Origin of the sequence: Chitinophaga sp. CF418 (assembly GCF_900142925.1) — a bacterium.
In the GTDB taxonomy this organism is placed as follows: Bacteria; Bacteroidota; Bacteroidia; order Chitinophagales; family Chitinophagaceae; genus Chitinophaga.
Map to the genome: position 1 here is coordinate 44,084 of NZ_FRCN01000001.1, position 11,940 is coordinate 56,023.

The 11,940-nt window shown below is 46.3% G+C and carries 7 protein-coding genes and 1 tRNA gene; 7 read left to right on the forward strand and 1 reads right to left on the reverse strand.

Translation table 11 applies throughout. The features are described 5' to 3' along the window. The first annotated feature begins 206 nt into the window (after positions 1-206). The 6 genes from F3I09_RS00195 to F3I09_RS00220 are packed head-to-tail and all read left to right on the forward strand — an operon-like array spanning position 207 to position 9,916. Positions 207-593 (forward strand): PleD family two-component system response regulator, encoded by a 387-nt coding sequence (locus tag F3I09_RS00195; RefSeq protein WP_149693029.1) that lies wholly within the window; start codon positions 207-209, stop codon positions 591-593. 50 nt (positions 594-643) lie between these two features. After that, on the forward strand, positions 644-1,771 hold the full coding sequence (locus F3I09_RS00200; protein WP_149693030.1) for a HEAT repeat domain-containing protein: 1,128 nt from the start codon (positions 644-646) through the stop codon (positions 1,769-1,771). 7 nt (positions 1,772-1,778) lie between these two features. Further along, positions 1,779-3,236 carry a glycosyltransferase gene (locus tag F3I09_RS00205; RefSeq protein WP_149693031.1) on the forward strand — a complete coding sequence of 486 codons (1,458 nt, stop codon included), beginning with the start codon at positions 1,779-1,781 and terminating at the stop codon, positions 3,234-3,236. Between the two features lie 44 nt (positions 3,237-3,280). Then, positions 3,281-4,777, forward strand: a complete 1,497-nt coding sequence (locus F3I09_RS00210) for a glycosyltransferase (protein WP_149693032.1) — start codon at positions 3,281-3,283, stop codon at positions 4,775-4,777. A 1-nt stretch (position 4,778) separates the two neighbouring features. Beyond that, complete coding sequence (locus tag F3I09_RS00215) at positions 4,779-7,646, forward strand: tetratricopeptide repeat protein (protein ID WP_149693033.1); 2,868 nt, start codon at positions 4,779-4,781, stop codon at positions 7,644-7,646. 11 nt (positions 7,647-7,657) lie between these two features. Continuing rightward, a complete protein-coding gene (locus tag F3I09_RS00220) occupies positions 7,658-9,916 on the forward strand; it encodes a DUF4838 domain-containing protein (protein WP_149693034.1) in 2,259 nt (752 codons plus the stop codon). A gap of 60 nt (positions 9,917-9,976) precedes the next feature. Here the strand turns inward: F3I09_RS00220 and F3I09_RS00225 are convergent, their stop codons facing one another. Beyond that, positions 9,977-11,515 (reverse strand): alpha-N-arabinofuranosidase, encoded by a 1,539-nt coding sequence (locus F3I09_RS00225; RefSeq protein ID WP_149693035.1) that lies wholly within the window; start codon positions 11,513-11,515, stop codon positions 9,977-9,979. A 348-nt stretch (positions 11,516-11,863) separates the two neighbouring features. On the opposite strand from F3I09_RS00225, the gene F3I09_RS00230 reads away from it, so the two are divergent. Further along, positions 11,864-11,939, forward strand: a tRNA-Gly gene (locus F3I09_RS00230). Position 11,940: the final 1 nt, after the last annotated feature.

Here is an 11,940-nt window from a genome sequence, read left to right on the forward strand (position 1 = left end):
ATTCATCATGTGAACAGGCAGAGCATTCTTCATAGCAATAAGTCCCTGCAAGCGGATTTTCAGTATATAATAGCATACTGTGAAAAGATTGTTTAATACAAACTGATACTACCGAAATGCACGCTTAAACTTTCACGCTTAAATACCTTACCAATGCTGAAAAACCGATCTACCACCTGTGCATATTGCACAAAAAAGCCGATTTTATGAGTAGCAGGATCCTCCTCGTCGAAGACGATGAAGTAATGCCTAAGATAATGGAAAGGATACTTCATAAGGAAGAATATAAGATAGAACATGTCACTAATGGAAAAGAAGCCTTTCAGCGTCTTGAAGACACCAATTATGATTATGACCTGATCATTACAGATATCATGATGCCATATGCAAGCGGCTTTGAGATCCTCAGCAAGGTGAAAACAAGAACAAATGGTAAACCAATTCCTGTAATTATTGTTTCTAATGCAGGTAACGAAGAGATGATCCTGGAAGGTTTCAAGCTGGGAGCAGACGACTTCCTTAAGAAACCGGTCATACCGGGCGAACTACTGATAAGAGTAAAACGTTTACTGATGCAGTATGGTGCCAGATAAGACATTGTTGTTACTTTCCTCTTGAACCTTGATCAATTGACCAGTCCTGTATGGAATATAACCTATATGATTTCAGGGGGTCTTCCCTGAATATTCAGATCGCAATAATATTTATTATCATTGCGGTATCCTTCACGGTCCTTGCCTACCTGTCCATACTTACCGGCAGGTATAAGGCCTATCAGCGGGAAAAGAAGCTTGCCAGCCTTCACCCTGTTATAGATAACCTGCTCATGGAGCATATCCTTCTCAATGACGAGCTGGCCAGTGATATTCCCGCAGAACAGGTTGCTCTTCCCATAGAAGTGTTCCGCCTGCCAGTCTTTGAACACAGGTGGGCCAGACAGGCATTAATAGACAGGCTGATAGACTATAGGAATAACGTGCGCGGCGCTATGGGAGAACAGCTCAGGAACCTCTATATACAGTTGGAACTGGACAAGGATTCCCTTAAAAAAATGAAGTCCAGTAAATGGGACAAAAAAGTGCAGGCGCTGGCAGAACTCAGCAATATGAATATGTCCATTGCCGATGTGACCATTCTCCCCCTTACCAACAGCAGCAACCGTGAGCTACGCGCTGCCGCCAGGCACGCATATATCAAGTTGAGTAAAAATGAGCCTTTCAAATTCTTTGAAGTCGTAACTGAGCCCCTCCTTATGTGGGACCAGGTGGAGCTTTTCAAGATCATTTCCACCACGGAGCACATCGCCATTCCCAACTTTGCGCAATGGATCACCTATTCTTCCAATAAGAGCATTGTGTCTTTCTGCCTCAAACTAGTAGTGCACTATAACCAGATCAGCGCTGTTCCTGCAGTAGTAAAATTACTGGATACCAAAGATCATTATCTGCGTGCAGATGCTATCAATTGCCTCGGCAAACTGAAAATGGAAAGTGTGGAAGACAAGCTCCTCCAGATGTATGACAGTCAGCCGCTGAACTGTCAGCTGGAAATACTGAAAGCCCTGGGCCGCATCAGCAGTGGCCGGCATGTTGATTTCCTTCGCCAGGAATTCCTGCATGCCACCGATTTTGATGTTCGCAAACATGCTGCTAAATCGATCATCAACAATAAATGGGCTGCCAAAGGCATCATTGAAGAACTGGTAGAAACCGCTACTGCGGAAAATAAACTGATCCTTAAACATAGCATGAACCCTTTAATTAAATACTGACCGTGAGATGGGTAATATCTGGGATACGATAGGAAAATTTTATGAAACCACTGTTTTTATTTACGGTACCATACTGCTGATCACATACGCGTTGTTGGCCATCTTCTCCATGATTTCTGTCAGGGCATACGCCCGAAAAGATAAGTTCAATCAGCAAAACACCCTGCTCAGTTCTCCGCTTGCCCCCGGCATCACTGTATTGGCGCCCGCCTTCAACGAGGGGCTGACCATTATTTTCAACGTACGCTCCCTGCTTACGCTGAACTATCCGAAGTATGAGATCATTATCATTAATGACGGCAGCACAGATAACAGTCTCGAACAGATGATCAATGAATTTGAACTCGTGACTGTCGACTTTGCGTACAATGTTAAAATACAGACTAAACCAGTCAGGAAGATCTTCAAATCTACCAACCCCGCCTATTCCAAACTGCTGGTCATTGATAAAGTGAATGGCAAAAGCAAGGCAGACGCGGTAAATGCCGGCATCAACGTCGCTGCATATGATCATTTTGTCTGTACAGATGTGGATTGCATTCTCGACAAAAATACCCTGCTGGAACTGATTAAACCGGTAATGCAGGAAGAGAAGAAACGTGTCATTGCCACCGGCGCCACCTTACGTATTGCCAACTCCTGTGAGTTTGACGAGGGAGTAATGACCCGCATGCGCCCTCCCGGACAGCTGCTGCCCCGCTTCCAGGAGGTAGAATATATTCGCGCATTTGTGTTGGGTAAAATGGGCTGGAGCCTGCTGAACTGTGTACCAAATGTTTCCGGCGGGCTGGGATTGTTTGATAAGGAGATCGCCATCCGTTCCGGCGGATATGACCATAGCTCTTTTGGTGAGGACATGGAACTGATGACGCGCATGTGCCGTTATGCATATGACAATAAGATCAATTATGCTATCCGTTATATACCGAAAACGCTCTGCTGGACGGAAGCGCCTTCCTCCGTCAAGGTCTTCAACCGCCAGCGTACCCGCTGGGCAAGAGGACTGGCGCAACTGATGTATGCCCACTTCGGCATGTTCATGAATCCCCGCTATGGAAAGATGGGGTTCATCATTTTTCCTTACAACTTCTTCTTTGAACTGCTGGCGCCCATCATTGAAGCTACCGGTATAGCTTACTACATTATCATGACCTGCCTTGGCCTCATTAACTGGCCAACAGCACTGATACTGCTGCTTTTCGTATATACTTATTCTGTGATGATCACTACTATGGCCATCCTGTGGGACCAGCTTACGTTCAGGTATTATAAAACGTGGAAAGAGGTGGCCTATCTCTGCTCGACGCCTTTCATGGAATTCTTCCTTTACCACCCGCTGATAGTAATATTCGCGATTCGCGGTTATTACTACTTCCTCACAGGTAAGAAGAGCGCCTGGGGCAATATGCAGCGCAGAGGCTTCCAGACTACGCAGAAGGCGGCCGCTACGGTTACAGCAAAGTAACAGCGGGCTTATAAAATTATCATCTATAAAAACCAGGAGATACCGTGCAATTGTTTAGAAACGTTTTTGAAAGCTTTGTTTTTATATATGGCAGTACTATGCTGTTCATGTATGCCTTACTGGCTATACTCTCCCTGCGTGGCATCATCAGGTTCCAGCGCAAGAACAGTTATGTGGACTATAATAAGATGCTCCAGTCGCCTATAGCACCTGGTATATCTATCATTGCACCTGCATTCAATGAAGGCGTGACCATCATCCAGAACGTCCGTTCACTACTGACATTGAACTATCCCCGCTATGAAGTGATCATCGTCAATGATGGCAGTACGGACGATACCCTCGAAAAACTGATCAAAGAATTCCAGCTGCAGGTTGTAGATTTCGCCTATAACGAACGTATTAAATCACAACCGGTAAAAAGGCTCTTCAAATCGTCCAACTCCGCTTATGAAAAACTGGTGGTGATCGATAAGGTGAATGGAAAGAGTAAAGCCGATGCCTCCAATGCAGGCATCAATGCCGCTGCCTATGATTACTTTCTTTGTACAGATGTGGATTGTATCATTGAAAAAGATACGTTATTACGCATGATCAAACCATTTATGGATGAGGAGCATAACAAGATCAAAGAGATAGGAGAACCTTGTCCTGAGTGCGGCTATATACACGTGGTGGAAGATAGTATACGCGTAATAGCCACCGGCGCTACTTTACGTCTTGCCAACTCCTGCGAGGTGGATGAAGGTGTGATCACCCGAGTGCGACCTCCTGAGAAATGGCTTCCCCGCTTCCAGGAAATGGAGTATCTGCGGGCTTATGTACTGGGTAAAATGGGCTGGAGCGTGATCAACTGCGTACCCAATGTATCGGGGGGGCTGGGGCTGTTTGATAAAGAGATCGCCATCAAGGCTGGCGGTTATGACAGTAAGTCCTTTGCTGAAGACATGGATATTGTAACCAGGATGTGTACCTATATGATTGACAACAAACTGAAGTATGCGATCAGGTACATTCCCACTACCCAATGCTGGACAGAAGGCCCTCCTACCATGAAGGTATTCAGCCGTCAGCGTACCCGCTGGGGACGCGGCCTGGCAGAGATCATCACCATACACCGCAAGGTGATCTTCAATCCACATTATAAGCGGCTTGGGATGATCGTCCTACCTTATAACCTGCTTTTTGAATTCCTCGCTCCTATTATTGAGATCACAGGTGTTTTCTATTATATCTACCAAATCGTTACGGGCAGTATCAACTGGCACAATGCACTGATCCTGCTGGCATTTGTATATTTCTATTCGGTGATGATCACGACGCTGGCCATATTGTGGGACCAGATCACTTACAAACACTATAAAACCTGGGAGGAAGTAATAGGCCTTGCTTTGATGGCCTTTCTCGAACCTTTCGTCTATCATCCCATGATCGTATTTTTTGCGCTGAGGGGATATTTTCATTTCATCACAGGGCGGAAACACAGCTGGGGGAATATGCAGCGCCAGGGATTTGGCCAGCGGAAACCTGCAAATACTTAAGATGATGTCGTTATTCAAATACATACTATCCGGTACCGTACTTTGCTTTTCATTGCAGGCACAGGCGCAGATCTTCAACAAAGGGAAAGATGCGGACGAACTGTACGAAGAGGCAGTAAAAGAAACACGGCTGAATCATTACCAGAAGGCGATACAACTCTCGAAAGAGGCCCTGCAGAAAAGGCCGGACTTTACCGACCAGGAGTTATTGCTGGGAAGGTTGTACATGCTGACAGGCAATACACTGCTGGCAAGACGGTATGTGAAACAGGTGCTGACCAAAGCTCCCACCTATTACGATGCCTATCTTTATGCTATCAACATTGAGCTGGGCGCAAAGAAGTATGAGGAGGCAGAATGTTATGTTGATGAAGGATTGTATCAATTCCCGGCGGATAAAACACTGATGCTGAAAAAACTCAGCGTACTGGACGCCTCTGAACGTTTCTTCCAGGGCAGTAACTATGCGAACTCACTGTTGGAAAAATACAGTACCGATACGGCTGTCCAAAGGGCATACACCGGCCACTTTCTGCTCGCGGGCCGCTACTATCAGCTCAGGAATAACCAACTGCTTGCCATGCAGAACTATGAGAGGGCATTACTGTTGGATCATACTAATGAGGAAGCGAAATCAGCCATCACCGCCATGTATATCAAAAGCGGCAGTTATACAAGAGCGATTGAACAGGTGAATGCAGAACTGGCCGGCAACCCCGGCTCTTATGATCTGATGATGCGTAAACTGGGACTACTGCAGGAGATGCATGACTATCCCGCAGCCATTGATCAGTTGCAACAGATCCTGAAACGTTGGCCCGGAGATGCCAAAGCCCATAGTATGGAAACACCCCTGCGTATGGAAGCAGCAGCGTGGTATGCCAATACAGATCCTTACCTGCTATACCAGGGCGTACTGGAAAAAAATCCGGGCAACCGGGAAGCCCTGGATAAAGTAATAGGACTGAGCATGTCCCGGGGCGCTTATCGTGAAGCCCTTGCCTGGATCAACAGGGGTTTAAAGAATAATCCAAACGATCAGAAGTTATTATCGCTCAAACTGGATGTACTGGAAAGCGACAGGAAGTTCACAGAGGCGGCATTACTGGCTGAAAAGCTATATGCTGGCAACAGATCCAGCGCAGACCTGAAAAGCCGTTATACCGCCTTAAAAATAGCCAGCGGGCGCGATTATCTATCCCAGCAACAGTACGACCTTGCGCTGGCAGAATTTGATAAAGCCCTGCAAACAGATCCACGGGATACCACCGCGCTGGATATGATGGCCAACACCTACATCAACCAGAAGGATAACGTACACGCGATACAGATACTGGACAGGGCACTTGCCTCCTATCCGGACAACAGCCGTTTTCTCCTGAAAAAATCCAGCATACTTGCTGCCATGGGGCAGTACGACGAAGCAGCGGTGATTGCAGAACAATTGTTACGCCATGCCCCCTCCGATCCGAGATATGCCGCTAACCTGACAGACCTACGCCTCACGGCAGGCCGTACACTGATGCAGGCAGAAGAATATGATATGGCCGCCAGAGAGTTCCGTGCAGTGCTGACACAATCGCCCGACAACCTTGAAGCACTGAACTATCTCATCAACCTGCAGAATACCGTAGGACAAGCGGATAGCTCCCTGTTCTATGCCAACCAGGCATTGACATATTACCCTGACAATAAAGAGCTGCTATTAAAGAAAGCTGGTATACTGACCGAAATGAAGCGATATAACGAAGCCAATGCTATCTCATACCAGCTGATGCAACGTTATCCCTTCACTGCCAAATACAGAACCGCATATACAGACGGGCTCATTGCCGCAGGCACTGCCTATCAGCGTAACAATGCGCCCGACAGTGCACTGGCCATCTACCGGCAGGTACTGGGGCTGAACAGGAGAGATTCTCTTGCCTTGCTTTACAGCATCAACCTGCTCAGCGACAAAAAAGAATATGACAGTGCATTAGCGTATGCGAACCAGGGTATCCGCTTTTACCCCGACAATGCATCTTTCATACAGAAAAGAGCAGTCTTGCTGGAGAATAAAAAGATGTATGCAGATGCTGCAATAGCGGCAGACTCAGTTGTAAAGCTGAACCGCAGTCCTGAGAACATTGATTATGCAGACTACCTGCATAGTAAAACAATGAAAAATCAGTTCGGGATGTACTTCCTGCATTCCAGTTACGACTACCAGGATAACTCGTATAATATTGCTACGCTTGAATACCGTCACTTCTTCAAACGGGGCTCTTATGCCGGTCGTCTGAACTATGCGGGACGACAACAGGGCACTGGCTTACAGGGTGAAGCAGAATTGTATTACACACACAATCCTAAGTTGTACTCTTATGCCCTCGCCACTTATTCCAATGAGATTGTCTTCCCAAAAACACGGCTGGCTTATTCGCTCTTCAAAACATTCAAACATGATATAGAGGGTGAACTGGGCATCCGTTATCTAAGTGCAGACAGCTCCAACAGCATATCAGGAGTAGCCTCTATTGCAAAGACATGGAAAGAGTTCTGGGTCAATTTCCGGGCTTATTTCATCAGTGATTCGCCTGAGTTTTATACTTCTTACAACCTTACTGCCCGTTACTATATGAATCGCCAGCAGGATTATATTGCTTTCAATGCAGGACTGGGTACTTCTCCTGACGACAGGAGCCGTCTCATACAATTCCCTAAACTGGCGGGATTACTGACACGCAGTGTAGGCGCAGGATATCAGAAGACGTTTAAATACCGTACTACCGCAGGTATTTTCGGTACGTGGATCAATCAGAAGATCAGCTCCACCGTCTTTCAGAACCAGTATGATATTTATGTAACCCTGCAACGTAAATTTTAATCACGCTATTCATGTTCAGGATGATACACGCTTTATTGTTGATAATGACCCTGCTGACGTATAACAGTTGCCAGTCCAAAAGGGGGAATATTGATCTTGTATCCAAGGGCAGTTCCAGGTATGTGATCGTACTGCCGGATGAACCCACGAAACATGAAACAAAGGCTGCCAGCCTGCTGCAGACTTATGTGAAACGGATCTCAGGCGCATCGCTTAACATTATTCAGGAAAAAACATATAAAGAGCAACCCGGTATTTTCATCGGCAACACTGAGCATGTGGAACAGTTCAGGAGTGGTAAGCTGAAGGGAGAAAGCTTTTTCATTGCTACGGACAACCAACACCTATACATCAGGGGTGGCAGCGGCAAGGGCATTCTTTATGGTGTATATACCCTGTTGGAAAATTATTTCGGTTGCCGTAAATATGCTGCTATTCCTGTCACTATACCCATCAGTAAAAATCTTCGGCTGCCACAGGAGCTGATGGATAAACAGGAACCTGCTTTCGTATACCGGGAAACTTATTACCCTGCTGCATTTGACGATGAATACCTGGAATGGCATAAGCTGCACCGCCTGGAGGACCTCTGGGGCGTATGGGGACATTCCTTTTTCAAGATCCTTCCTCCGAAAACATATTTTGCCACCCACCCGGAATACTATGCACTGGTGAACGGTAAAAGGCAGACCAGCCAGTTATGCCTGAGTAATGAAGGTGTATATAATACGATGGTGGAATATTTCCGCAAAGCCATCGCTAACAATCCTGATGCACTTTACTGGTCCATTGCCGCAGAAGATGGCGGCGGTTTCTGCACCTGCGATCAATGCAGTAAGGCCAATGCAGAGGAAGGCGGTCCACAGGGTTCACTGATTCGATTAGTGAATAGAGTTGCAGCTGCATTTCCTGAGCAGCGGTTCACAACACTGGCCTATCAGTACACGGCCCATCCACCGCTTAAAACCAAACCCGCCGGCAATGTATACATTATGCTGAGCAGCATTGATGCCTACCGGCAGGAGCCGTTGAGCACCATCACTTCTGCCGCTGCATTCAGAAAAGACCTGGAAGGATGGGGTACAGTAACAGATCACATTTTCCTGTGGGATTACACCACACAGTTCACTAACTACCTGGCGCCTTTTCCTGACTACAATAATCTGCAGCCTAATATTCAGTACCTGTCAGCACACAAAGTAACAGGTGTCTTTTCACAGGGCAGTGGCGATACCTACAGTGATATGGCTGCCTACAACAGTTACCTGCAGGCCAAACTGCTGTGGAATCAATCATTGACTACTGAGGCGATCAGCACAGATTTCCTGAATGGCTATTATGGTAAGGCTGGTCCTTTCATCGGACAATATCTACAGACATTGATCACTACCATGCACAACACCAAAACACAACTGGATATTTACGGCAATCCTGTTAACAACTATAAGAATTATCTTTCACCTGAGGCCATTGATCAGTACTCTAATCTCCTCGACAAAGCTGAAAAGGCGGCTGAAGGCAATAATGAGCTGCTCACAAGAGTATATAATGCCAGGCTGCCCCTGGAGTATACTGTATTACAGCAATCCCGTTTCTTTGGTACGGAAAAGTTCGGATATCTTATTCCGGATAGAAACGGTTATGTCGTGAATCCCCACTGGCCTGAACGTGTCAGGAAATTTGTAGCACAATGTAAACAGGCGGGTGTAAAAGAACTATCAGAAGGCGGCGGCAATGCAGATACCTATCAGCAGGAATGGGATACTATCTTCGCCCGCAAATGGATTAACAGCCTGGCCTTCGGGGCAAAGGTTTCGCTACAGAATGCATGGTCGGATGAGTATCCTGCTAAAAAGGAGCGGACACTCACTGACGGTTTACAAGGTGATAAGGACTTTAGCATCAACTGGCTGTTCATCTATGGAAAGGACCTGGTAGCGACCATCGACCTCGGGGAAGAAAAGATCATCACTCAGGTGCAGATGAACTTTCTGCAGGATGCCCGGCATTATATTTTCAATCCATCTGATATTGTGGTAGAAACATCTGCAGATGGTATTAACTTCAAACCGGCAGGCCAGCAACAACCGGCTCCTGTAGCTGAAGAAGATTATACAGCGGTTGTGCGTAATTTCCGTTTCCGCTTACCTGTTGTTCAGGCACGTTTCGTGCGTATTACCGGCCATTGTCTGCAGGCGGTGCCGGCATGGAGAGGAGCGCCCTCGGGTAAAAAGGCGGCTGTATGTTGTGATGAAGTATTTGTGCTATAAAACAAAAAAGTGGCAATTGCTATCGCAATTGCCACTAAGGATATCGTAAGACTGTGTATGTTATTTCAGTTCCAGCACCACTACTGATGCAGGAGGCAGTTCCACTACAAGATTATCACCCTGTTTCTTTGCTCCTGAGAATTTCTCAATACGCACTTTATTAGGCTGTTCAAATGTATTGATGTCAGTTGTTTTTGCTGAAGTCAGCACTTCACCTGTTACTGTTTTCCATTTTGCCTGCTCGAAGCTGGTGCTAAGGCTGATTTTCTGTGAAGGATTTAAGTTCACCAGGGATATATGTATTGCACCAGTAGAATCCTGCGAAGCAGAAGCATTCACTGCAGGTATCTGTTCGTTACCGGAAGTGTAAGCAGGGCTGTTCAGTTTTATAGGCAGGTACTGTGCATCCTGATGTACTTTATACAGATCAAACACGTAGTAGGTAGGCGTCAGCAGCATCTTCTCCTTGTCTGTCAGGATAAGGGCCTGTAACACGTTCACGGTCTGCGCCAGTTCGGCCATTCTTACACGGTCGCTATGATTATTGAAGATATTCAGTGTGCTGCCGGCTATCAGTGCATCGCGCAGGCTGTTCTGCTGATACAGGAAGCCAGGGTTGGTGCCTGGTTCCACATTTGTCCAGATCCCCCATTCATCCACTACCAGGGCTACACGTTTTTTAGGATCGTATTTATCCATGATGACGGAATGTTTGGTCACCAGGGAATCCATGGCCAGGCATTTTTTCATGGTAGTGAAATATTCCTGTTCGGTGAAGTTGGTAGCAGAGCCTTTATCGTGCCATGTTTTAGGTACAGTATAATAGTGCAGGCTAAGTCCCCACATATTTCCCAGGGGGATCTGTTTCATGCAGGTCTCTGTCCAGTTAAAATCATAATCACTTGCACCGCTCGCGATCCTTTTCAGAGGCGCTCCTGCATAGTCACGTGCGTAGGTAGCATATCTGCGGTACTGGTCAGCATAAAAAGCGGGTGTCATATTACCGCCACATCCCCAGCTTTCGTTACCCACTCCCAGGAAGCTCACTTTCCATGGTTTTTCGTGTCCGTTCTGCTTACGTAAGTTGCTCATAGGGCTGATGCCATCAAAGTTGAAATACTCTACCCATTTGGCCATTTCTTCCACAGTACCGCTACCTACGTTTGCAGAGATATAAGGTTCGGTCTGCAGCAGCTCACACAGTTCCAGGAATTCATGTGTACCGAAGCTGTTATCTTCTGTTACGCCACCCCAGTTGGTGTTCACCATTTTAGGGCGTTGTTCTCTTGGTCCGATCCCATCCCGCCAGTGATACTCATCTGCAAAACAGCCTCCCGGCCAGCGCAGGTTAGGGATATGGATCTTTTTCAATGCCTCTACCACATCCAGGCGTATGCGGTCCTTTTTAGGTACGTTCAGTGCAGGATCAACCCAGAAGCCATCATAAATGCAATGCCCCAGGTGCTCAGAAAAATGTCCATAGATATGACGGCTGATGGTGTGATCAGATTTAGGCTGTACCACGAGACTTGCCGTATTTTGTGCCTTTGCCGCATAATTGAAAAGCACCAGTAACAGGAGCGATAGCTTCTTTTTCATAATTTAGAATTTATGTATTGCATGACTTATCAACATTAGTAAGACGTGGAACAGGCACAAGATAGAAAAAATAATTGTCAATCATACAACTATTTTGCTCCTATTACAACCCTTACTCCCACTGCATTTCATCATTATCAAATACCAAACATCATGATTGTTTGTTCAGTGTATTTGAAAGTGTTTCAACTTTTTTCGAAAAAAAGGACACAAATATTTTGCGTTTTCGGACAATGTTGTACATTTGCAATCCCAATCGCGAACAACGCAAGCGGGAAGCAAAAAGTTCTTAATTAAAGAGGTCAGTTTAAACAGGCAATTGCTGAATGAAATTGTATCTCAAGACCTGCGGAAGTAGCTCATTTGGTAGAGCACGACCTTGCCAAGGTCGGGGTGGCCGGTTCGAGCCCGGTCTTCCGCTCCAC

Coding starts and splice junctions, on each gene's coding strand:
- F3I09_RS00195 (WP_149693029.1), top strand. CDS start 207: ATGAGTAGCAGGATCCTCCTCGTCGAAGACGATGAAGTAATGCCTAAG.
- F3I09_RS00200 (WP_149693030.1), top strand. CDS start 644: ATGGAATATAACCTATATGATTTCAGGGGGTCTTCCCTGAATATTCAG.
- F3I09_RS00205 (WP_149693031.1), top strand. CDS start 1,779: ATGGGTAATATCTGGGATACGATAGGAAAATTTTATGAAACCACTGTT.
- F3I09_RS00215 (WP_149693033.1), top strand. CDS start 4,779: ATGATGTCGTTATTCAAATACATACTATCCGGTACCGTACTTTGCTTT.
- F3I09_RS00220 (WP_149693034.1), top strand. CDS start 7,658: ATGTTCAGGATGATACACGCTTTATTGTTGATAATGACCCTGCTGACG.
- F3I09_RS00225 (WP_149693035.1), bottom strand. CDS start 11,515: ATGAAAAAGAAGCTATCGCTCCTGTTACTGGTGCTTTTCAATTATGCG.